This is a genomic window from Actinoplanes sp. NPDC049802, from assembly GCF_040656595.1.
Taxonomy (GTDB): domain Bacteria; phylum Actinomycetota; class Actinomycetes; order Mycobacteriales; family Micromonosporaceae; genus Actinoplanes.
In genome coordinates, this window is the sequence record NZ_JBFAMR010000100.1 from 1 (window position 1) to 22,495 (window position 22,495).

The window sequence follows — 22,495 nt, forward strand, 5'->3', positions numbered from 1 at the left end:
AGGGCTTCGACCCGGTGCTCGGTGCCCGTCCGCTGCGCCGGACCATCCAGCGCGAGCTGGAGGACACCCTGTCCGAGCAGATCCTCTTCAACGAGTTGCGCCCCGGCCAGATCGTCGTCGTGGACTGTGACGACGACCGGGCCGGGCTGGTCTTCCGCAACGTGGCGCCGATGGAGTCAGTGGGGGAGGAGCTCCTGCCCGGCTAACACCACGAGGTCGTGGGGCGCCACCGTCAGCGTGTGGCCGGACCGCTCCCGGCGGACCCGGTAGGCCGCCGGCGGACCGGCGGCGCCCCACACCGCGCCGACGATCGTGGCGCGCAGACCCTGGAAGGGCGTGGCCAGCAGCCGGACCCGGGTGCCGGGGGCGTGGCCGTCCTCGGCGACCATCAGCACGGCGTCGAGGGTCTGCGCCACCCCGGTGACCGGCGCCTCGGGATGGGCCGCCCACAGGACCTGACTCAACGCGGCCAGCCGGATGCCGACCTGACGCATGTGCCAGTCGGCGCCGTCACGGCTGGCGGCCACGGCATGCTCCAGGACCGGCCACAACTCGCCGGGCTCCCGGTCGAGCAGCGCCCGGGCCGCCCGGTCGAGGGCGGCGCACTCCACGTCGACGGCGGTCTCCTCGCCGGTCTCGGCCACCCACGCCAGGAAACCCGGCTCCGGCAGCAGCGCCGGCGCCTCGAACACCACCGCCATGTAGAGCATCGACAGCAACTCGGCTCGGCCCTCACCGTGATAGAACGGCGCGGCAGACGGGAACCGCTCGGCCAGATGCTGCGCCCGGCCGTCCGGCAGCAGCCCGGCCCGCCGGGTGTCGGCCAGCCGCTCCTCGAAGGACCAGCGGGCACGGGCCTCGATGAGACGCTGCCGCTGCTCGTCACCGGTGAACGGATAGATGGTGCGGCCACTGCCGCCCACGGTCTCGCCCGGCTGGAGGCCGGTCGCCTCCAGTTGACGGGCGGCCACCGAATAGCGCACACCGGTCAGGGCGGCCTGGGCACGGATGGCCCGCTTGCGGGCCCGGTCCTGCCGGGGAGTCCGCCGGGGATGCTTCTCAACCATGGTCGTCTCCGGAGCAGTCCCACGCCCTGCGCGGACGGGCGACATTACGGCGCCGGGCAGGTTCGATCGGCGCTGAGTCGCGGACTCTTGGCCGTCGTGGACGACCGGGCGTGGGCCGGTCAGCCGTGGGCTCGGGCGGGCGCACCGCCTGCCGTGAATCATATCCGCGCCCCGCCGGCACCGCCGCCCCGCCGGCACCGCCGGCACCGCCGCCCCGCCGGCACCGCCGGCACCGCCGCCCCGCCGGCACCGCCGGCACCGCCGCCCCGCCGGCGCTGCCGGCACCGCCGCCCCGCATGCGCCCAGCGCCCGATCACGACTCGTGCCGCTCCTCCACGATCAAGAATCAAGATCAAGATCAAGAAGGCGGGGTACGTCGGATGTCGCTCAGAGTCGCGGTGTCCGGAGTGCCGTCGCCGGCTGGGCGGGTGGCGAGACCGAGACGGCGGCCTCCCTGGAGGGATACCGCCCCGCCGGGACCGAACGGGATCACCGTGTCCTATCCGGCCGGCGACCGGGACCAGGGCGACCGTCTGGAGATTCTGGAGGAGAGCCCGGAGCGCGTCACCGAAGGCTTGAAGACGGGGAGGAATGGCGGCTCCGTCAGGAGCGGCCCGGCGGAGCCGGGACGGTCTGAGGACGCAGGCCGGAAGCGGAACCGCCTGCACTTGACTCATGAATACGAGGAGGCGAATCAGGCGGCGGTAACCGGGGCCTGGCAGCGGTCCCGCTGGATCAAGGGCTGCACGCAGACCCTGCTGGTGCACCTGCGGCAGCCGGTATGGCCTGATGCTGTGGCGACGCGCAGCCGGGGTGCGCTTCCCACGTACCTGTCTCCGCTGGTCGGGGTGCCTTGCTGGTGGCCGCCGCCCAGGTGGCGCTGCCGGCCTGGGCGGCGGCCCGACCGGTCACGAGGGCGACGGGTGCTCCGTGACGTTCTGCAGGTAGAGCTGCTCGCCCAGCTTCTCGATCAGGCTGAGCTGGGTCTCCAGATAGTCGACGTGGTGCTCCTCGTCGGCGAGGATGTCCTCGAAGATCCGAGCGGAGGTGACGTCTCCGATCGAGCGCATGTACTCGAGGCCCCGCCGAAGCCGGTCCACGGCCTCGACCTCGATCTTCATGTCGCACTCGAACTGTTCCTTGACCGACTCCCCGATCCGCAGCACGCCCAGTTTCTGATAATTGGGCAGTCCTTCGAGGAACAGGATCCGGTCGGTCAGGATCTCGGCGTGGCGCATCTCGTCGATGGACTCGTGCCGGGTGTGCTTCGCCAGCACGGTGTGTCCCCAGTTCTCCTGCATCTTGTAGTGCAGGAAGTACTGGTTGATCGCGGTGAGTTCCGCGGTGAGCTGCTCGTTGAGAAATTCGATGACGCGGGCGTCGCCTTGCATGCCAAATACCCCCAGTTATGGCTAACTGGGGCTAATCGTACGCGTCCCGTGACCCTAAGCGACCATAGGCAGCCGAGTCTCCGCGGATTCCTCCTTGATCAGCTCACAAATTCGGTCAAGGCAGCTGCCGCAGCCCGTTCCGGCGCCGCAGGCGTCCCCAACCTCTTCCTCCGTCCTCGCACCGTTTCGGATGACAGCCTGAACCTCACGCTCGCGAACGTGGTAGCAAATGCAGACGTACATCGAGCGCCGATCCTTCGAGAAGCCTAGCCTTACCTTGGTTAGGCTGCCCTAAAGATCGACGCTCTGCAAGACGGGGTGCGCAAGGTTGGCCCACCGGGGACCGTGATCAAAAACGGCCATGATGACGGTCACTCATTGCGACGGCCGAACCGCTCAGGTGGCGGCGTAGTCGCGGGTGGGGAGCGGGCGGTCCCAGCCGGGCGGCAGTTCCGTGGGCAGCGACGGCCAGGCCGGATCTGGGCGGAAGTCGCACCACGTGCCGTCGAAGGGGAAGGCGCCCGCCTCGACCAGCGCGATCACCTCCTCGCCGGCCCGGCGGACCCGCTCCTCGTCGTCCACCCAGTACGCCTCCGGCATCGTCAGCCGCTGCCGGAAAACCTCCTCGTCCTTCCACTCCCAGGTGCGGTCCGGTTCGATCACCACGTCCAGATCCCAGTCGGCGGTGTCCAGCCCGGCCAGGCCGCCGTCCCGCCAGAGCACCGGCGGGGCCTCCAGGTTCGCGTACCACCGGTAGAACGTGCCGTCGGTGCGGTAGAACCAGCGGATCGAGTAGTCCCGGCCGCGCGGATGCCAGCTCAGCACGCCGTGGTCGACGATGTGCGGCGCCGGGATCCGCGGGGTCGCCGACCACTCCGGCAGCGGCGTCTGCGCCATCGTGCGCCCGTCCGGCATGTTGGCGTGCCAGCCCCGCGTGCCGGCCGGCGCCCACAGCACGACCGCGTCGCCGCGGTCCTCGACGACACGCAGGGGGAGCAGCAGTCCCACCTGATCCCGCTGCGCGTGCCGCAGATAGACGGTTTCACCGGGCACGAACTCGACGGTTTCCTTCGACATGAGGTCGAGGCTATCCAGCCGGGCACGACCTCCGGACGACCTCGGCCGGGGCGGGACGGCCCGCTGGGTCGAGCGGACCGCCCCACGCGCGGTGGATCAGCGACGGCCGGGCAGCGGCACCGTCGACCAGTCGGTGTCCGAGGCCAGGTAGAAACCCGGGTACGACGGCTGGTTGTAGGTGGTCTGCTGACGTGCCACCTCGACCCGGTACTGCGGGTCGTGCATCAGCGTGTACAGCTTGTGGCCGGTCACCTCGGTGCTCAGGTGGATCCGGACGGCCGACGAGTCTGCGGTCCGCACCAGCAGCTCTTCACGCCAGTCACCGAGGACGTCGGCTACCAGGCCCGGGTTGCCCTTCGTCCCGTTGTTGGTGAGCGTCCCCTCGGCGGTCAGCAGACGGCCGCGGTTCCAGTCGTCGATGCTCGGGGTGACGGTCTGCGCCCCGTTGACGATCTGCGTGGTGAGGTCGGCCGACCAGCGGATGCTCTGATTCGTACCGGGAATGGTGTTGGTCTGGATCCGGCCTTTGGCGCTGTGCAGGCCGAGCGCCTCGGACCCGCCGGGCATGCTCGCCCACGACTCGATGCCGGGAGTGCCGGGCAGCACGTCGCCGATCATGCCGCGCCCGGTGTCGCGCCCGGAGTAGGTGCCGAACAGGACCCCACCGGTGGCGGCGTCGCGCATCGCCATGCCGTAGGGCGCCGACGTCCCGCCCTCGTGCACCGTGAAGATCTCCTGGCCGGGGCGGTCCGGGTCGATGTCGGTGACGTGCATGGCGTCGCCGTGGCCGAGCCGGGCCCGCTCGCCGGACGGCAGCGTGCCGAACGACGAGTACAGCAGATCGCCGTCGTGGTCGATGGTGGCGGCGCCGTAGACGATCTCCTGCTTGCCGTCGAGGTCCACGTCGGCGGCGCTGAGCGAGTGAAAGCCCTGCGTGGTGAGCGTGCCGTACTCCGGATCGGTGCCGTCCCGCCCGTGCGGCGAGTCGTTGAACGGGTTCGTCATCGGCGTCCAGCCCGAGTCGGCGTACCAGTTCTCGACCAGCCGCCGCCCGTTCCAGTGGTACGCGACAAGCGTGGTACGGGTGTAGTAGCCCCGGGCGAACACCGCCGACGGCCGCCTTCCGTCGAGGTAGGCCACGCCGGACAGGAACCGGTCGACCCGGTTGCCCGGTTCGATCCGCGCCATCGCGTAGTCGCCCCACATCAGGCCGTCGTCGTGGCGTCCCGGCTTGTAGTCGACGGTCTGCAGCTCACGGCCGGTGGCGCCGTCGAAGACGGTCAGATACTCGGGCCCGTCGACGACGAACCCCTCGAAGGCGCGCAGATTGTTGCGGGCGCTGCGTGACGGCGCGTAGACGTCCATGAAGTAGTCGGTCAGCGCCTCGGCGTCGGCCCGGCTGAGCGGGTACCGATACCGCTGCTCGATGCCGAACGCCTGTTCCAGAGTGGCCGGCCAGCGCCCGGCGACCACCTCCGGATGCTCGTGCCAGCCGAGGAACATCTTCACGACGTGCTGGTAGTAGCCGGCCGCGCTCATCCGGTGGTCCGCGGTCGGCGAGGCCCCGGGCGTGGTGATGTGGCGTTCCCGGCCGTTGCGGATGGTCTTGGTGCCGGGCGCGGTCTTCATCATCATCTCGGCGCGGCCGTCACCGTCGAAGTCGTAGACCAGGAACTGCGTGTAGTGCGCCCCGGCCCGGATGTTGACGCCGAGGTCGATGCGGTGCAGCAGGGTGCCGTCGGCCTGGTACGTGTCGATGTAGACCGGCCCGGTCCAGCCGACCTGCGACACGTCTTTGGAGTTGGACGGGTCCCATTTGACGATGTACTCGTACTTCCCGTCGCCGTCCACGTCGCCGACGCTCATGTCGTTCGCCGCATACGTGTAGGTCTCCCCGGCGGGTGTCACCCCGTCCGCGGGCTTGCGCAGCGGCAGGTCGCGATAGGCGGCCGCCCACGGGGTGGCGGTGGCGCTCCCGACCCGGTACTTCGAGGTCGCGGTGCCGTCCCGGTCCAGGTAGTTGGTGCTGTCGGTGACGGTGGCGATCTTTCGCCCGTCGCGGTAGACGTCGAAGTTCCGGCCGGTCAGGCCGGTCGCCGAGGCCCCGGTGGCCTCGTTGCCGAGCAGCCGCCAGCTCAGGAACACGCCTTCGCTCGTCGTGGCGGCGACCAGGCCGCGGTCCAGGCGTTCCAGTCGTGGTCCGTGCGGCGGGTGCGCGGCTGCGGGCGAGGGGATGGCGGCGGCCAGGAGCGCGGCCGCCGTGCAGGCTTTCAAGATTTTCCCGGTACGAGCATTCATGCTCTCTCCTGGAAGTGGGGGATGGCGGTGCGGGGCTCAGGCCGCGTCGATCTCCGTCTGGAGTTCCTTGATGAAGGACTCCGCCGCGGCCTGCGGGGTCTTCCGCTCGAAGAGCACCTCTTCGGAATGCCGCTTGAGGATCGTCTCGACGCTGCTCGCGCCGTTGGGGGTGACCCGCGGCGCGGCGCCGACCTTGAGCGAGGCCAGGTAGTCGGCCGCGGCCTTGTCGGTCTCGGCGAGCTTGGGGGTGATCGCCGTGCGGACCGTGCTGTTCGACGGGACACCGCGGTCGGTGAGCAGCACCTCGCCGGCCTCGGTGGTGTTCAGCAGGAAGTCGACGAACAGCGCGGCCTCGGCCGGGTGCTTCGACCGCGACGAGATCGACCAGAACATCGACGGCTTGTAGTACGGGCTCTGCGCGGCGGCCGGCTGACCGTTGGTCGGCAGCTTGAGCAGCTTCAGCTTCTGGCCGCTGGCCCCCGACAGCGAGGTGAGCTGGGTGTTCCACCAGGTGCCGAAGGCGGACGTGTTGGTGGCGGTGCCGGACTGGTCCAGTGCCGCGCCGGCCCGCTCGACCGTCACCGACGGCGCCGGGGCGATGCCCTGCTTGGCGAGATCCAGAAGGTACTGCCAGTAGCCGGCCAGCACGGCCGGCGGGATGGCCACCTTGCCGGAGGCGTCGTAGAGGGTGGCGCCGGCCTGGCGGGCCCAGATGTTCACGCCGCCGGTGTCGAAACCCCACGACTGTACGCCGGTCACCTTGCCACCGCTGGCCTTGGACACCTCGAGGCCGATCCGCTTGAGGTCGTCCCAGGTCCAGGTGGAGTCGTCGGGCACCGGGATCTTGTACTGCTCCAGGAGGGTGGTGTTGACGACCATCGAGTAGGCGGCGACACCGGTCGGCACGGCGTACTGCTTGCCGTCGACCTTGCCGGTGTCCAGGGCGGCCGGGTCGACGCCGTCGGTCTTCAGGTGCTTCGACGCGGTGCCGAGGTCGAGCAGGGCGCCGCGTTCGGCGTACGAGGCGAGGTAGAGCTCGTCCATCTGGATGATGTCGGGGGCGTCGTTGGCGGCGACCGTGGTGGCGAGGCTGTCCCAGTAGCCGTTCCATTCCTTGAACTCGCCGGAGACGGTGATGTTCGGGTGCTTCTTGGTGAACAGGTCGATGGCCTGCTGGGTCCGCTTGTGCCGGGCGTCCGATCCCCACCAGGTGAAACGCAGCTTGACCGCGTCCTTGGAGATCTCCCCGCCGGCGTCGCCGCCGTCACCGCCGCAGGCGGCGAGAGCGGACGCGGCGCCGGCGCCGACGCCGAGGGACAGCAGGGAGCGCCGGGAAAGACCGTGATACATGTCGGTTTCCTCCTGTTATTTGATTCCGGTGGTGGCGATGCCTTTGACCAGGTAGCGCTGGCCGAGCAGGAAGGCCAGGAAGATCGGGAGCAGGGAGACCACGCTCATCGCGAACATGGAGCCCCAACTGGTGGCCACGGTGGAGTCGACGAAGGAGCGCAGGGCGACCGGGACGGTGTACATGTCCGGGTCGGTCAGGTAGATGAGCTGGCTGAAGAAGTCGTTCCAGGTCCAGATGAAGGTGAAGATCGTGGTGGTGGCCAGGGCGGGCAGCATCAGCGGGAGGATGACCTGGGCGAAGATGCGGGGGTGGCCGGCGCCGTCGATGCGGGCCGCCTCGTCGAGCTCCGTCGGCAGGCCGCGGATGAACTGGACCATGAGGAAGACGAAGAACGCGTCGGTGGCCAGCAGTTTCGGGACGATCAACGGCAGGAAGGTGTTGATCCAGCCGAGGTTGGAGAAGGCGATGTACTGCGGCACGATCAGGACGTGGATCGGCAGCATGATGGTGCCGAGCATGATCGCGAACCACAGTCGCTTGCCGGTGAAGTCGAGCCGGGCGAAGGCGTAGGCGGCCATCGAGCAGGACACCAGGTTGCCGATGATGCAGCCGAGCACGACGATCGCCGAGTTCAGCAGGTAGTGGCCGAACGGGGAGGCGAGCGCGTTCCAGCCCTCGCCGTAGTTCTGTGTCTCCAGGCCGTCCAGCACCAGGCCGGGGGAGCGGAAGATGACGTTGTTCGGCCGCAGGGAGCTGACCACCATCCACAGCACCGGGTAGAGCATCACCACCGTGAGCAGGCCCAGACCGGTGTGCTTCGCCAGGCTCCGGCCCCGGCGGCGCACCGGGCCCGCCGGCACGACGATGGTGGCGGGCGCGGTGCGTTCTTTGAGGTCAGTCATCGTAGAACACCCACTTGCGGGCGGCCCAGAAGTTCACGGCGGTGAAGGCGGCGATGATGATCAGCAGCAGCCACGCGAGCGCGGACGCGTAACCCATGTCGAAGTTGTGGAAGCCGCGCTGGTAGAGGTAGAGCGTGTAGAACATGGTCGAGTCGGAGGGGCCGCCGGTGCCGCCGGAGACGACGAACGCCTGGGTGAACGACTGGAACGCGTGGATGATCTGCAACACCAGGTTGAAGAAGATGATCGGCGACAGCAGCGGCAGCGTGATCCGCCGGAACTGGACCCACCTGCCGGCGCCGTCGACCTGGGCGGCCTCGTAGTACATGACCGGGATCTGCCGCAACCCGGCCAGGAAGATCAACATCGGGGCGCCGAAGGTCCACACGTTCAGCACGATCAGCGTGGACAGTGCCGTGTCCGGGTCGGAGATCCAGCCGCGGCCGGCGATCCCGAAGAGGCCGAGAAGCTGGTTGAACAGTCCCTCGGCGCCGAAGACCTGCCGCCACAGCACCGCGATCGCCACGCTGGAGCCGAGCAGCGACGGCAGGTAGAACGCCGACCGGTAGAACGCCAGCCCGCGCATCCCCCGGTCGAGCAGCATGGCCAGCCCGAGAGCGGCGGCCAGCTGCAACGGCACGGAGATGAGCACGTACGTGAAGGTGACGCCGAGCGCGTGGTGCAGCCGCTCGTCGCCGATCATGCGGGTGATGTTCTCCAGGCCGTTGAACTCGGGCGGCTGGATCAGGTTGTAGTCGGTGAACCCGAGGACGAACGAGGCCACCACCGGCCCGGCGGTGATCAGCAGCAGCCCGGCGAACCAGGGTAGTAGGAACAGGTGGGCGGCCATGTTGTCCCGCTTGCGGGTGGGTCCGGCCCGGGTGGCGCCGAGGGTACTCACATGACCCTCCTTCTCATCGAACACGGTGAGCAGCTAGAACGAAGCGCTCGCCTCCCGGTCGATGCAGCCAGCAGGAGGAAAGCGCTTTCCAGGGAGTCTGCATCGGTGTGCCGACCTCGTCAACGGTTTCACGGTGGTAAATTTCTGGATCGTTTCAGATCTCGCGAGCGCGGGCATCGGCGCCTATTTCAAGATCATCTTTGAATGATTCAATCGGCTCCGGCACCCCTGGACAGCCGGCCGCCACCACCTGACCGATGTACCGTCACCAGGTGAAATTCCCGGTCACACCTCGACCCGGCGCGCCCCGGCGCTCTAACCTTGACGCCCCGGTGAACCACCGGGTAACGGAAGGCAAAAGCGATGACCGCTACCACGGTCGCCGTCGACACCGCCCCCGACGGCACCCTTGTCATCCAGCTCCGTGGCGTACTCAACGCCGAACATGCGGCTGATCTGCGTCACGCCCTCATTCACGCCATCCGGCACACCCGGCCGTCCTGCCTCGTCCTCGACCTGGCCGGCGTCCGGGAGATCGATCCCATCAGCCTCGGCGCGCTGGTGGCCGCCTGCCACCTCGGCGACGTCCAGCACGTCGCCGTCTACCTCGACCACTCACCGGAACTGGTGGCGCGGCAACTGACCGCCGCCGGCGTCGCGCACCACCGGCTCCGCGACATCACACCGTGAGCGCCACCTCGGCTGTCCGGACCCGGTCGCGCCCGTCGCCCTTCGCCGCGTAAAGGGCGCCGTCGGCACGCTGCAACAACTGCTCGACCGACTCGGTGGTGTACCAGGTGGCGCAGCCGATGCTGCACGTCTGCCCGTCCGGCACCGCCGCCCGTAACCGGTCCAGCACCGCCACCGCCTCGGCCGGGCCACTGTTCGGCAGCGCGATCACGAACTCCTCGCCGCCCCAGCGGGCCAGGAAATCACCCTCCCGCAGCTGCCCGCCGAACGCTTCGGCGGCGCGTTGCAGCAGCTCGTCGCCGGCGGCATGCCCGTACGTGTCGTTGTAGCGCTTGAAATGGTCGAGGTCGGCGATCGCCACCGTCAGCGGCGTTCCGGTGTCCAGCGCCTCCCGGCAGAGCCGGGTCATGTTGTCCTGCCAGGCCCGCCGGTTCGGCACCCCGGTCAGCGTGTCGGTGAACGCCATCCGCTCCAGCCGGCGCAGCAGCCGGTCATGCTCCAGGGCCAGCGCCGTCTCGTCGGCCAGCAGCCCCACGGCCCGGAACCGGTTGTCGCTCACCGACTCGACCCGCCGCGTCCAGGCGACCACGAGCACGGCCGTGACCTCGCCGTTCACCACGACCGGCTGCCACAACATCGACTTCGCGCCGACGAGCTCGAGGAACGACGGCGAGACCCGGGCGTCCTGTGCCGGATCGGCCAGGAAGAGCGGCTCCCCACTGCGATACACCCGGGCGATCATCGACGATCCGTCCAGCGGAATCCGGGTGCCGAGCACATCGGCGCCGTCCGCCCCGGTCACCACCATGACCGATCCGCACTCGGCCGGCTCCAGCAGCGACACGTTGCCGGCGTCCGCCAGATCCCGGATCGCCGCGATGATCGTGGTCCGGGCGTCCTCGCCGGTGCGGATCCGCCGCGCGGCCGCCGCCACCGCCGCCACCAGACGGTGCGAGTCACGCACCGCTTCCTCAGCCAGATGACGATCAGTGATGTCCTGGAGCTGGATAAGCGTCCACGACCGCCGCTGCCGGTCGCACTCGGCCGGCTCGCCGATGTCGCTGTGCCCGATCGTCAGGTACGCCCACCGCACGCCGCCGTCCGGCCGCACGATCTCGTGCCTGCCCTCCCGGGCGCCGTCCTCGGCCAGGTAGGGCGACACGCTGCCGCCCACCACCGCGGCCTCCGGACGGCCCACCAGCTCGCAGAAAGCCGGATTGGCGGCGACCACCCGGCCCTCTCCGTCCGCGATCGCCACCCCGGCCGGCGACGCGTGGAACAGCCGCTCGAACCGGTCCGCGACCGTCACCACCTGCTCGTGAACACGCCACAACTGCCGCCGGCGCCGTCGCAGGGCCTCGTGCAGCAGCGCGCCCAGCACCACCGACAGCATCAGCTGAAGGCCGTAGTGGCGCAGGTCGGGGCCACGCAGATGCGGCGCCGCGAGCACCACCGCGATCCAGCCGGACACACCCGCCACGCCCACCGACGCGGCGATCCGGCGGGACGTCACCGCCGCGCCGACACCGACCAGCATCAACATGAGCGACGTCGTGTAATGCAGCCGCCCGCTCACCGCCACCTGCACCACACTGTCGGCGACCGGCAGAAGCGCCAGCCACTCACCCCGGGCGCTGGGCCATCCGCGTACCACCGCGGGCAGCGCCGTCAGGCACAGCAGCACGGCCGTGGCGCCGTCCAGCAGCGTCATCACGGTCCGTGCCGAACCGTCCAACGTGAGAAAGTTCGTCACGGAGAGCAACAGGTAGACGGCCGCCACCGCGGCCCGGATCCACCCCGATGGCGAATCCGTCGTGCTCCGGACACCGGCCATCCGGCGCCGGCCCCTGTTGTGCGCTCCACCCACGCATACCTCCCCCGGCCTTCCCGGTCAGTCGGCCGGGCACGGACCGACTGAAGAGAAACCCCGCAGCGGGTACGCGGCGCACCGTCCCCGGCGACCACCCCGAACCCGTCAGCCCCCGCGAGCTCTCCCTGCCGGCCGACGGCGGGTTCACCTTCGACCCGGTGCTGCGTGATCTCGCCCGGCGCGGCGACCACGCCACCGCGCGGACCACCGCCGAGTTCATCGAGTACCCGGCTGACCACCTCCGGCCGCCTTCGCCGCCGTGACCCTGATGCCGGCGATCGGCGCCGGACTGCTGCCCGGGCCTCGCGCCGGCCTCCGCGCGTTCCGCCGGGTCACCCGGGATACGAGGAGGGCCCTCTACTTCGCTGCCCTGAAGGCCTTGCGGTGGGCACGGAGTTTCTTCATGGCCCAGTCATAGTGGCTTGATGTCGCCGACACGCAGTAGGAGCCGAGGGACGTCGTACCCGTCCAAGGGAACCGTTTCTTCTCGAACAACTCCTCGGTCGTGAACTGCTGCATCATCTGCAGCACGTCCTCATGGCTGGATCGAAGCGCTGCCCGCGCCTCCGCGAGCGGGGTCGACTGATGCTTGCGCCACAACTCGACGTTCATCTGTCCGTAGGTCGTCCAGTTGTACGGCTCCGGAAGAAACGGTCTCGCCGTGCCCTTCTGATTCGCCGCCACCCAGTCGAGCAGCAGCTGGTGCCATTCGTGCACGTGAACGAGTACGTCCCGCACGTTCCGGTCCCGGCTCCAATGGGCTTCCCTCCTGGTGGGATCGGAGCCGAAGTCGAACGTCGCGTTCTGCTCCTCCGCGGTCATTGAATCGACCAGGTTCACCAGCCGCTCGAAACGCTCTCCCGCGGCCTCGAGCAATTCTGATCTGGTTGTCGGCCTCGCCACGTCACTCACCTGAACCCGTGGAGAATCGGCCGAAGGCGACCGGGTAGAGGCCGGTGCGAGCGACCGCGGCGTCGCGTTCGGCGCTCAGAGCGGTTCGGCGCGGGTCCGCCAGAAAGCCGTCGTACCCGGCCTGAGAGCGGAACTCGATCAGCTGGGTCTCGGCCGGGGCCTCCGGGTCGGCGCCGCCGAGGGTGCGGGCGCGCTGGACCAGCCGGCCGTCGTGGTCGGGGAGCAGGGCCAGAACCTTGTCCTCATACGCCGCCAGGGCCTCTTCGGCGCCGGGACGTGCCCACAACAGCACACACAGCTGAATCGTCATCGGCCGACTTTACCGGTCGGTGTCGCGGCCCCTGAATCTGTTCCAGGTGGACAGTGCCCGCGCGGTGGTCTGCCACGGTGCCGAGCCCGGCGTCGCTCAGGCGCCGTCGCGCCACGCGTCGCGAAGATCGCGCCGGGTGTCGCTCCACCATCGGCGGAACTCGGCGCGCAGTTCTCGCCACTGGCGGGCGATGTCCCGAAACGCGTGCAGGTAGCCGGGGTCGTCCAGGTGAGCGCCGACGGCCGCGGTCAACCCCAGGATCAATTGCAGGGGTACGAGGAGGACCGCGATCACCGTCAGCAGGGTCGCGGAGGTCACGGCGTACCCGAGGAGAAGGCCGGTCTGGACGATCGCCGTGACCATGCGGGCGTAGAGGGAGCGGCGCAGCAGCGGCGGCGTCAGCCGAAGGCTGTGCCAGGGCAGCCGGCCGGCCGGAACCAGGAGACGGAGGCAGAAGACCGCCACCACCGGCACGGATGCGGCGGCCAGGACGCGGCTCGGCGTCAGCATCGGCGGGAATCGGCCGGCGATCAGGGCGGCCGCGCAGGTCAGCGCTGCCGCCACGGTCAGCCGGCGGCGCAGGCCGGACATCAGGCCGCGGATCGGCCAGGTCATCGAGAGCACGTTCGGGCGGCCGGGATTGTCGCGGGCGACATCACGCAGCGTGCGCAGCGAGCGGCGGACGCGGAGACGATCGGCGTCCAGCATCGCCAGCAGCCAGCGGCCGTAGTCGCTTCCCGGCTCGATCCGCAAGGCGGCCCGGACCGCCTCCTCCGCGTCGTCGCGGCGGCCGGCGAGGCGGGCCACGTCGGCGACGGTGAGCAGCGCCTCCACCGAGCGGGGCGCCAGCGCCAGCCCGCGGGCGGCCGCGGCCCCGGCGTCGGTGAAACGGCGTTCGGCGGCCAGGGCCCGGGCCAGCGTCAGATGGCCGGCCGGGTGGTTCGGGGCCAGGCTGACGGCCTGCCCGGCGGCGGTGCGGGCGGCCGCGTCGCGGAGCAGGGCGAGAAGAACCTCGGCGTGCTCGACGTGCGACTCGGAGCGACCGGGATCGGCGGCGAGGGCCGCCTCGGCCGCGGCCAGCGCCCCGGGAAGGTCGCGCCGGCGGCGCTGAGTGAACGCGAGCAGCGTCAGAAGCGCGGCGTCGTCCGGTGTCTCGGCCAGCGCGGCCCGCAACGTCGCCGCGGCCTGGTCGTCGCGGCCCACGTCCAGGAGGGCGCCGGCCCGCTGATACGCCACTGCTGCACTCACGGCCGACGATTATGCCCGCTCCCGCTGTCGGCTCTCCCGGGCGGCCCGGTGGGCGGGCCGATGGGTGTATCAGCAGTACGTTCCACGTGCGGGGACCTCGTCGTACCGTCGTGTCGTGGACAACCGAGCCGAGGTACGCGACTTCCTCACCTCCCGTCGCGCCAAGATCACACCGGAGCGGGCCGGGCTCCCCGTCGCCGGGCAGCGCCGGGTTCCCGGCCTGCGCCGCAGCGAGGTGGCCGCGCTGGCCGGGATGAGCGTCGAGTACTACGCGAAGCTGGAACGCGGCTCGCTCGCCGGCGTGTCCGCCGGGGTGCTGGACGCGATCTCCCGGGCCCTGCAACTGGACGAGGCCGAGCGGGCCCACCTGCTGCGGCTCGCGCACGAGGCGGACGGCAGCAGCGCGGTGCTGCGACCCCGGCGCCGGCCCAAGCAGTGGACGGTCCGGCCCAGCCTGCAATGGTCGATCGACTCGATCAGCGCCCCGGCGATCCTGTCCAACATTCGCGGGGATCTGCTCGCCGCGAACCTGCTGGGCCGCGCCATGTACAGCGACGCCTTCTCGGGCGCCCAGCCGAACTTCGCCAGGTTCACCTTCCTGGACTCGGCGGCCCACCGGTTCTTCCCGGACTGGGCCACCGCAGCCGACATCACCGTGGCGAACCTGCGGACCGCCGCCGGCAAGGACCCGCACGACAAAGGCCTGCACGACCTGGTCGGCGAGTTGTCCACCCGCAGCGAGGACTTCCGCCGCCGGTGGGCGGCACACAACGTGCGCATCCACGGCACCGGGGTCAAGCACTTCCGGCACCACATCGTCGGCGATCTGATCCTGAACTACGAGACCCTCGACCTGCAGGCCGAACCCGACCTGAACCTGACCATCTACACCGCCGAGCCGCAGTCACCGACCGATCAGGCGCTCGCCCTGCTCGCCTCCTGGGCCGCCACGGCACCGGAGACCGGCGTACCCGCCGACAGCTGACCTCCCGAAGGAGAATCAGTGGCAGAGGACCAGCAGGCGCAGCATCAGCGTGCAGGAGAGAAGCACCGCGATCAGGACGGCGCCGAGCCCCCGAGCGGTGACCGCCCATCCGGAGCGGCCCCGCCAGGTCCACGGCAGCAGCTGTTCCACGACGATCAGCATGATCCAGAAGAGCGGGGCGACCAGGAAGAAGAGGTCCCACCGTTCGTCGTCGAAGAGGGTGCCGTTGCCGTTGCCGCCGTAGTTGGAGCAGTCCTCCTGCTGGTGTCCCGGGCTCAGGATCAGCAGTAGCGCGATGAAGCCGGCCGCCCCGCCGAGCAGAACCCGGAAGCCGCTCAGCGGGGACGGCCGTCGATTGTCCTCGATCACCGCGCCAACCTGTCGGCGTGGCGCAAACCGGTCAGCCGAGCGCGTTCAGGAACGGCTCGTGGCTGTTCTTGAACTCCCAGCCGTAGAACCGGTCCCAGTTGATCGACCAGGTCATCAGGCCGCGGAAGCTCGGGTTGAGGCCGCTGCGCGGCGTGTAGCCGCCGCAGTCGGTGCCCTTGACCAGGCAGTTCACGGCCTGCTGGACGCCTGCCGGTGCGACGTGGCCGTTGCCCGCGCTGACCGAGCTGGGTGCGCCGAACGCGACCTGATCCTCGCGCAGCCCCGGGAAGACGTTGGCCGTGTTGCCCGCCACCGGGAAGCCGGCGAGCATCATGTCGGTCATCGCGATGTGGAAGTCGGCGCCGCCCATCGAGTGGTACTGGTTGTCCAGGCCCATGATCGAGCCCGAGTTGTAGTCCTGGACGTGCAGCACCGTGAGGTCGTCGCGGAGCGCGTGGATGACCGGGAGGTAGGAGCCCGCCCGCGGGTCCTGTCCGCCCCACGGCCCGGACCCGTAGTACTGGTAGCCGAGCTGTACGAAGAACGTCTCCGGCGCCATCGTGAGGACGAAGCCCGCCCCGTACCGTGCCTTCAGGGTCTTGATCGCGCTGATCAGGTTGACGATGACCGGCGTGGTCGGGTTCTTGAAGTCGGTGTCGCCGGTGTTCAAGGACAGCGAGTGGCCCTCGAAGTCGATGTCGACACCGTCCAGGCCGTATTTGTCGATGATCGCGCTGACCGAGCTGACGAACCTGTCACGGGCCGTCGTGGTGGTGAGCTGCACCTGGCCGTTGGCGCCGCCGATGGAGAGCAGCACCTTCTTGCCGGCCGCCCGCTTCGCCTTGATCGCCGCGATGAACTCGGCCTCGGTCTCCACACCCGGGCATTCGGTGGCCGGGCACAGCGTGAACCGGATGTCGCCGGAGGTGGCGGTGGTCGGCTCGCCGAACGACAGGTTGATGATGTCCCACTCGGCGGGCACGTCGGCCATCCGCAGGTAGCCGGCGCCGTTGGCGAAGCTGGCGTGCAGGTAGCCGATGAGCGCGTGCTTGGGCAGCCCGCCGACCGGGATCGGGGTGCTGGACGACGTCGAGGGGGACGGCGACGTGGAGGGCGAGGCCGACGGTGACGGTGACTTCGACGGGGACGGCGAGGAGGACGACGGGGACGGGTTCACCACGCCGCCGCAGGCGCCGTTGTTGACCCAGACATCCCACTGGCCGCTCTTGACGGCCGGATCCTCGCCCTGGGTCCACCACTTGGCGGTGTAGTTGTTGCCGCCCTTGGACGCGACGTTGTCCTTGACGTAGACGGCGGAGGCGTTCCAGGCGGGGGCGCACGCGACGGCGGCGCTGGCGGTGGACGCCACATATACGGCTGAGCACGCGGCAGCCAGCACAGCGGCCACGGAGAGAACCACGGATCGACGCATGCGCAATTATTAAGACTCTTAACTGCTGAAGTAAAGAGGCTCCTGTCGCGGTCGCGGAAGACCCTTCCGGCCCACCCCGTGCGGCCCTATCGTGGCGTCACGATCGACAGCGGGAAGGACGCCATGACGAAACCCTCCACGACCGAGGACGTGATCCGGGACGGGCGGCGGTCGGGCACCCGCACGCTCGTCGTCTGCGCCGGCGACTCGATCACGCACGGGGTGATGAGCAGCGACTACGTGGCGATGCTGGCGGACCGGCTGGAACCGCGGGGGTATCAGTTCGTCAACGCGGGCGTGAGCGGTGACCTCGCCTGGAACCTGCTGCGGCGGCTCGATCCGGTGGTCGCCTGCGAGCCGGACGTGGTCACCGTGCTGATCGGCAGCAACGACGTGGCCGCGCACATCGGCGAGCGCTGGCTAGCGGCCTACATGCGCGACCAGAAGCCCCCACAGACGCCCACGATCGACTGGTACCGGGAGAACCTCACGGCGATCGTGCGGCGCCTGCGGACCGAGACGTCCGCCGAGGTGGTGCTGCTGGAGATGCCGCCGCTCGGGGAGGACGTGGACAGCGTGCACAACATGCGGATCGGCGAGTACAACCGGGTGGTCGCCGAGGTGGCCGCCGAGTTCGGCCTGACCGTGCTGCCGCTCTACGGCCGGTTCGCCGGGATGCTGCCGTCGCCCGCGCCGCGGCCCTTCGACGGGGGCCGAGGGCTGATGTACCGGGCCATCGCGGCGCACCTGCTGCTGCGCCGTTCCTGGAACCGGATCTCCGAACGCAACGGCCTCACCCTCTACACCGACCAGCTGCACCTCAACGACCGGGCCGGAGCGGTGCTCGCCGAGATGATCGCGGAGCATCTGACGTCACGGTGACCGGGAACCGGATCAGCCCGGTTCGGGGACGGCCGCCAGGAAACCGTCGAGCCGAAGGCGGCGGCGGGTGTGCTCGGCGAGCAGCCGGGCCCGGGTGAAGGACTCCGCCCGGCCGCGGCGCAGCGACCGCCCGGCCGCGGTGCGGAACTCGCCGTCCGGCACGGCGTCCGCGCCCGGCGGCAGCAGGGCCAGCAACTCGTCGTAGGCGGCGACCGACGTGGACAGGGCGGCGAGCATCGCCTCCCAGCAGTCGTCGTCCCAGCCGGCCGCGGCCGCGGCCTGTTCGACCCGCTCCGCCTCGGTCTCGTTGATCTCGCCGATCTGCCACAGGAAGCCGGCGTCCAGCAGGGCGGACGGGCCATCGGCCGGCAGGCTCAGGCCGTACCCCATGGGCTCGGGGTCGGGATCGTCGCGGGGAACCGTGAAGGCGAAGACCCGCTCCCGGCGGCAGGCCAGGCACCTCCCCTGGTAGCGGAGCGTGACACGGACCCCGTCACCGCCGCGGGCGGGGGCGGTCCGGTGGAACTCGGCCGTCCCGCACACACACCGGTGCAGGTCCATGAACATCAGCGCCTCGGTGACGCTGCGTGTCGGCAGCGGGTGGAACTCCGGCCCGGGATCCTCCGGCCCGGACGCCGCCAGGTAGCCGTCGCGCGCCGCGAGCAGCCACGGCCAGCGGAACCTCTCCGGCTCGTCGGCCAGCAGGGCCCGGCCGTGCCGGCCGCGGATCTCCTCCTCGGGCACCGCGTCGCCGCCCGGCGGCACGAACAGCATCGCCTCCTCCACCGACGAGGCGGCCAGTCTCGAATTCATCGCCGGCATCCGGTCGTCGCCGCCCGCGAACACGGTCGCCACCACCAGCCACTGACCGGGATCGACCACGTGCGACGGCTCACGCCGCGGCGACATCTGCCAATGCCCGGGCGACAGCGTGCCGGGCAGCACCGAGAACCGGAACTTGAACCGGTGCCACGCCCGCCGGGTGCAGCGCGCTTTCACGGTCAGCACCTGGTGGTCGCCGGCCGGCCGGATGTGCTCGGCGGCGGACAGCAGCCTCCCACCGCAGCGGCACTCCTGGAAGTCGAGGAACATGCTGGCGTCGTAGGCGGACCTGGCCAGCGGCGGCGTCATGGGGGCGGTGCGTTCGGCCGGCGGCGGTCCGAAGACCGCCGCGAACTCGGCGAGCTCCTGACGGCGCCGCGCCAGCTCACGATCGATCCGGGGTACGCCGAAGTCCGCCGCCCGCGACCGTGCCGCCCCGATCCCGGCGGCCGTCCAGAGGTGGCGCACCGGCACCTCCCCGGCGCCGGACGGCACCAGCCGGAGCACCTCGGCGGCGCACTCGACGGCCCACTCCAGCAGGTGGCGGGCCTGATCGTGCTCGGCCGCGGTGGGCCGGTGCTCGCCGAGGACCCGCAGGAGCGCGGCGGCCCGGGAGGCGCACCGGCGGGAGTGGTCCTGCCACTGGGCGGCGTCGAGGAGGCCCTCCGAGCGGGGGTCGACCAGGACCGTACGCTCGCCTCGCCGGACCGCCGCCCCGCCGTCGTCGATCTGCGCCTCGCCGTCCGGGTCGCCGGTGAGGTAGAGGACCGCCTCGGTGACCGACCGGGCGACCGGCTCGAACTCGGCGCCGGGCAGCCCGCCGTTCATCCAGCTCAGGTCCTGGTGGGTGAGGCCCGACTCGGCGAGCAGCTCGGCGACCACCTCTCGCGGGGGCCGGGTCGTGTAGTGCACGACCTCGACCCCCGGATCGGTGTCGTATCGCAGCCGGCCGAAACCGACCAGGTCGCCGCCGGCGAGCCGGACGAGCGCGAGGGCCGCCGGGCCGAGATCGTCGTCGACGGGCTCGAACCGCAGTCCGAACCTGGTCTCCATCGCGGCCCGGTCGAGACGCAGGCGGGCAAGGTAGGAGCTCGGGCCCCGCGGGACCCCGGCGGCGACGGCTTCCACCCGGACGGCACCTCCAGATCGGCGCCCGTAATTCTACGAGGCCGCGCAGCTCACCGGGGACGGCACGGAGTTGGTGGCCCCGCTGGACGCGGTGAACCCGAAGCTGGTCGTGGCGCCGGCGGCCAGCGTCCCGTTGTACGGAGCGTTGCGGGCGGTGACCGTCTCACCGGAGGTGGTGACCGTCGTGTTCCACGTGTTGGTGAAACGCTGCCCGTTGGGCCAGGCCCACGTGACGGTCCAGCCGGTGATGGCCGTGCTGCCCGCCTTGACGGTGACCGTGCCCTGGAAACCGCCGCCCCACTGGTTGTTGATCGTGTAGGTGGCGGCGCAACCGGCCGGCGGGGTGCTGGTGCTCGGCGACACGCTCGGCGACGGTGATGCCGACGACGAGCTGACCGACGGCGACGGCGACACCCCGCCGAACACGGTCGCCTCCTTCGAGGTGGCCTTGATGCCGTTGGCGCCGTTGAAGATCCGCTGGCCCCACGTGGTCAGCTGGGCCGGGTTGAAACCGGTGACCATGTCCAGGTACTCGACGCCGCCGCCGTTGCCGGACCAGGACCAGCCCAGGTAGCCGATGCCACGCTGTTGGGTGGTGGCGAAGATGGTGTCCTCGTCGGGGTTGCCGTCGGAGTGGTCGTGCCCGAACTCGCCGACCACGATCGGCAGGTTCGCCGTCTGGAACCGGCCCAGGTAGTCGTTGATCTCGGCGGCCGTGTCGAAGACGCCGTACATGTGGATCGAGAAGACGGTGTTGCGCTGCGGGTCGGCGGCGAACACCGAGGCGGCGTTGTCGCGCATGATGAACTGCCAGTCCTGCCCCCAGTTCGGCGCGTCCACCATGATCTGGTGCTGGAAGCCGGCGGCGCGCAGCCGGGTGATGGCGCTCTTGGTGTCCGCGGTCCAGTTGGCGGTGGCGGCGCCGTTGCCGAACGGCTCGTTGCCGATGTTGAGGATGACGAAGTTCTCCTGGCCGTCCAGCGCGCTCTTGATCGAGATCCAGTAGTCGACGGCCTGGGCCAGGGTGGCGGCGCCGGCCTGCTCGCCGTAGCCGGTGGTGTCGTGCACCTCCAGCACGCAGATCAGCCGGTTGGCCTTGCACTGGCTGATCACGTTGGTGACGTCGGCGGCCTCGTTCTTCGTCCAGCGCTGGCCGCTGGCCAGGACGACGCGGACGGTGTTGGCGCCGAGCGCCTTGATGGCGGCCAGTGAGCTGCCGGTCTGTCCCGCATACCAGGTGTGTGCGTGGTTGACGCCGCGCATCAGGAACGTGTTGCCGTTGGCATCCAGGATGCGGGTGCCGGACACGGTGAACCCGGCCGCGGCCTGTGCGGGCTGGGCCATTGTCAGGACGGCCGCGGCCGCGGTCAGGACGGCTGCTATGCCGCCCCACCATTTCGCTCTCATGGGGATCCTCCGGGGACGGGATGGGGGATGGGGACGGGAGGTTGTCGGGCAGAATCTAAAAGGACTTAACTAAGTGGGTCAAGAGGAAAGGGTAGTCGATCATGGTCGATGGAGGAGGGCCTTGACACGGCAAACTTAAGCGGCTTAATAATTATCGGATCGAACGGTGTCCCTGCTTCCGGCTCGGGAAGCGGGTGACCCGCGCACCCCTCTCGCGGAGGCGATCGCCGATGTCCGTCCCCGTCCGCGCGCCGGATCCTCGCCGCGGCCACTGTGGCCCCGCTGCCGGCCGGCCGCGCCGGCGCCGACGGCGACGAGAGATCCGGCGCGGCCGGAGACGGTTCGATCACCGTGCTCAACGGCGTGAACGGCGCCATCCGGGAAAAACTGCAACCCGTTCTCAGTGGCCCGGCTGCAACCCGCCGACGGCGAAGAACGACAAGACCGCGGTGATCACCTTCGGGGTCGGGTCGTTCGCTCCCGCGAACTCCGATCTGTGTGAACTCGCTGCTGACCGCGTTCAACACCCCTGCAGGCGGGGCTCGTGGATGTCCCCGGTCACCACGATGTTCCAGCCGGTGCCGTACCCGTGACCGGTCCTGATCCTGCTCTTGCGGCTCGGCAGCGGCCGGCCGGTGTTCCGCTCAACGGCGTCTCCGAACAGGAGCCGCACCCGTAGCGGGTGCGGCCGGCCCTCGGCGAGCATCCGCCGGCCGACGTGGCGGTCACCGAGGGGACTGCGACCCGGGCATCTCCGAACAGCGGCAACACCCGCTGGGGGCTACCTCCACAGCGGGTGTCTCACGAGGTCTGAGCCGGTCGGCGAGGATCCCCGGGCCGATGCCGACGTGTTTCCCTCAGCAGGCCCTAGGCCACTGACCGCCGGTCCGCGACCGCGGCCACCGCCCGCGCCCAGCTCTGCGCGCGCTCCGTCTCACCGTCGACGAGCGGCCCCGTCATACCGCCGACCAGGAAATTTTCGGCCGGCAACATCGGCTGGCCACCCAGGCTGTGCAGCCGCCGCAGCGCCTTACGGGCCGCCGACCCGGTCGGGAACTTCGTCTTCATCCTGGTGTCGAACACGGCCACCGGCATCCCGGCCAGCGGGGGAGCGGCGTCCAGATACTCGCGGATGCCGGTCTCCTGCGCCCCGGCGCGCACCTCGCCCTGCTTGGCCGCGTCGATACGGGTGGCGGGGCGGCTCAACCCGAACGCGTGCGTCGGCGCACCCACCACCAGCAGGTCGAAACCCGCCGGCGACGGCTGGTCGTGGACGTCGGCGAGCGTCACCTCGAACGCGCCAGCGAGCCCTTCGGCGACCGCCTGCGCGACCGCGGCGGTGTTGCCGAACATGGATTCGTCGCGCACGTCGTCACCACGGCGCTGGAGGACGGCGTGCCGACCGGGCTGCTGATCTCGAAGGACGGCGTCGTGGCCCGGCAGCCCCGGCTGC

20 protein-coding genes and 1 pseudogene are annotated in these 22,495 nt (G+C 70.3%); 4 read left to right on the plus strand and 17 right to left on the minus strand.

Annotation, left to right across the window (positions count from 1 at the left end; all coding sequences use genetic code 11):
• Positions 1-206: pseudogene (locus tag AB0I88_RS37285) on the plus strand (hypothetical protein); the annotation flags it as partial.
• Here the strand turns inward: AB0I88_RS37285 and AB0I88_RS37290 are convergent.
• The 8 genes from AB0I88_RS37290 to AB0I88_RS37325 all read right to left on the minus strand — a co-directional run bounded on the left by AB0I88_RS37290 (position 177) and on the right by AB0I88_RS37325 (position 8,987).
• On the minus strand, positions 177-1,067 hold the full coding sequence (locus AB0I88_RS37290) for a hypothetical protein (protein WP_361036145.1): 891 nt from the start codon (positions 1,065-1,067) through the stop codon (positions 177-179). The pseudogene AB0I88_RS37285 and the gene AB0I88_RS37290 sit on opposite strands and share 30 nt — an antisense overlap.
• A gap of 908 nt (positions 1,068-1,975) precedes the next feature.
• Entirely contained in the window at positions 1,976-2,458 is a 483-nt protein-coding gene (gene bfr, locus AB0I88_RS37295) for a bacterioferritin (protein ID WP_361036148.1), read from the minus strand.
• Between the two features lie 54 nt (positions 2,459-2,512).
• Positions 2,513-2,701 (minus strand): (2Fe-2S)-binding protein, encoded by a 189-nt coding sequence (locus AB0I88_RS37300; RefSeq protein WP_361036151.1) that lies wholly within the window; start codon positions 2,699-2,701, stop codon positions 2,513-2,515.
• Between the two features lie 153 nt (positions 2,702-2,854).
• Positions 2,855-3,535: a DUF402 domain-containing protein gene (locus tag AB0I88_RS37305; RefSeq protein WP_361036154.1), complete on the minus strand. Its 681-nt coding sequence runs from the start codon at positions 3,533-3,535 to the stop codon at positions 2,855-2,857.
• Between the two features lie 96 nt (positions 3,536-3,631).
• The gene (locus AB0I88_RS37310; RefSeq protein WP_361036157.1) at positions 3,632-5,833 is read right to left on the minus strand and encodes a rhamnogalacturonan lyase; all 2,202 of its coding nucleotides are present in this window, start codon (positions 5,831-5,833) and stop codon (positions 3,632-3,634) included.
• A 36-nt stretch (positions 5,834-5,869) separates the two neighbouring features.
• Positions 5,870-7,183 (minus strand): extracellular solute-binding protein, encoded by a 1,314-nt coding sequence (locus AB0I88_RS37315; protein WP_361036160.1) that lies wholly within the window; start codon positions 7,181-7,183, stop codon positions 5,870-5,872.
• 15 nt (positions 7,184-7,198) lie between these two features.
• A complete protein-coding gene (locus AB0I88_RS37320) occupies positions 7,199-8,086 on the minus strand; it encodes a carbohydrate ABC transporter permease (RefSeq protein WP_361036163.1) in 888 nt (295 codons plus the stop codon).
• The gene (locus AB0I88_RS37325; RefSeq protein WP_361036166.1) at positions 8,079-8,987 is read right to left on the minus strand and encodes a sugar ABC transporter permease; all 909 of its coding nucleotides are present in this window, start codon (positions 8,985-8,987) and stop codon (positions 8,079-8,081) included. The genes AB0I88_RS37320 and AB0I88_RS37325 overlap by 8 nt, the downstream gene beginning before the upstream one ends.
• 363 nt (positions 8,988-9,350) lie before the next feature.
• Here AB0I88_RS37325 and AB0I88_RS37330 point away from each other — a divergent pair, with 363 nt between their 5' ends.
• Positions 9,351-9,677, plus strand: coding sequence for an STAS domain-containing protein (locus tag AB0I88_RS37330; protein WP_361036169.1), 327 nt, complete (start codon positions 9,351-9,353; stop codon positions 9,675-9,677).
• Here the strand turns inward: AB0I88_RS37330 and AB0I88_RS37335 are convergent.
• The 4 genes from AB0I88_RS37335 to AB0I88_RS37350 all read right to left on the minus strand — a co-directional run bounded on the left by AB0I88_RS37335 (position 9,667) and on the right by AB0I88_RS37350 (position 14,017).
• A complete protein-coding gene (locus AB0I88_RS37335; RefSeq protein WP_361036172.1) occupies positions 9,667-11,430 on the minus strand; it encodes a diguanylate cyclase in 1,764 nt (587 codons plus the stop codon). The two genes, AB0I88_RS37330 and AB0I88_RS37335, sit on opposite strands and share 11 nt — an antisense overlap.
• A gap of 474 nt (positions 11,431-11,904) precedes the next feature.
• Positions 11,905-12,459: a ClbS/DfsB family four-helix bundle protein gene (locus tag AB0I88_RS37340; RefSeq protein ID WP_361036175.1), complete on the minus strand. Its 555-nt coding sequence runs from the start codon at positions 12,457-12,459 to the stop codon at positions 11,905-11,907.
• Positions 12,452-12,769 carry a hypothetical protein gene (locus AB0I88_RS37345; protein ID WP_361036178.1) on the minus strand — a complete coding sequence of 106 codons (318 nt, stop codon included), beginning with the start codon at positions 12,767-12,769 and terminating at the stop codon, positions 12,452-12,454. The genes AB0I88_RS37340 and AB0I88_RS37345 overlap by 8 nt, the downstream gene beginning before the upstream one ends.
• A gap of 96 nt (positions 12,770-12,865) precedes the next feature.
• The gene (locus tag AB0I88_RS37350) at positions 12,866-14,017 is read right to left on the minus strand and encodes a hypothetical protein (protein ID WP_361036181.1); all 1,152 of its coding nucleotides are present in this window, start codon (positions 14,015-14,017) and stop codon (positions 12,866-12,868) included.
• A 115-nt stretch (positions 14,018-14,132) separates the two neighbouring features.
• Between AB0I88_RS37350 and AB0I88_RS37355 the strand changes: the two genes are divergently transcribed.
• Positions 14,133-15,002, plus strand: a complete 870-nt coding sequence (locus tag AB0I88_RS37355) for a helix-turn-helix transcriptional regulator (protein WP_361036184.1) — start codon at positions 14,133-14,135, stop codon at positions 15,000-15,002.
• A gap of 15 nt (positions 15,003-15,017) precedes the next feature.
• Here the strand turns inward: AB0I88_RS37355 and AB0I88_RS37360 are convergent, their stop codons facing one another.
• Together AB0I88_RS37360 and AB0I88_RS37365 are read right to left on the minus strand one after the other, a co-directional pair.
• A complete protein-coding gene (locus tag AB0I88_RS37360) occupies positions 15,018-15,371 on the minus strand; it encodes a hypothetical protein (protein ID WP_361036187.1) in 354 nt (117 codons plus the stop codon).
• A 31-nt stretch (positions 15,372-15,402) separates the two neighbouring features.
• Positions 15,403-16,803, minus strand: coding sequence for a glycosyl hydrolase family 18 protein (locus AB0I88_RS37365; protein WP_361036190.1), 1,401 nt, complete (start codon positions 16,801-16,803; stop codon positions 15,403-15,405).
• Between the two features lie 123 nt (positions 16,804-16,926).
• On the opposite strand from AB0I88_RS37365, the gene AB0I88_RS37370 reads away from it, so the two are divergent.
• Positions 16,927-17,685, plus strand: coding sequence for a GDSL-type esterase/lipase family protein (locus tag AB0I88_RS37370; protein ID WP_361036193.1), 759 nt, complete (start codon positions 16,927-16,929; stop codon positions 17,683-17,685).
• A 12-nt stretch (positions 17,686-17,697) separates the two neighbouring features.
• On the opposite strand, the gene AB0I88_RS37375 is transcribed toward AB0I88_RS37370, so the two are convergent.
• The 3 genes from AB0I88_RS37375 to AB0I88_RS37385 all read right to left on the minus strand — a co-directional run.
• A complete protein-coding gene (locus tag AB0I88_RS37375; protein ID WP_361036196.1) occupies positions 17,698-19,635 on the minus strand; it encodes a hypothetical protein in 1,938 nt (645 codons plus the stop codon).
• A gap of 33 nt (positions 19,636-19,668) precedes the next feature.
• Positions 19,669-21,042 (minus strand): cellulase family glycosylhydrolase, encoded by a 1,374-nt coding sequence (locus AB0I88_RS37380; protein WP_361036199.1) that lies wholly within the window; start codon positions 21,040-21,042, stop codon positions 19,669-19,671.
• An 867-nt stretch (positions 21,043-21,909) separates the two neighbouring features.
• Positions 21,910-22,495: flavodoxin family protein (locus tag AB0I88_RS37385; RefSeq protein WP_361036202.1), on the minus strand; the 586-nt coding region annotated here is incomplete at its 5' end.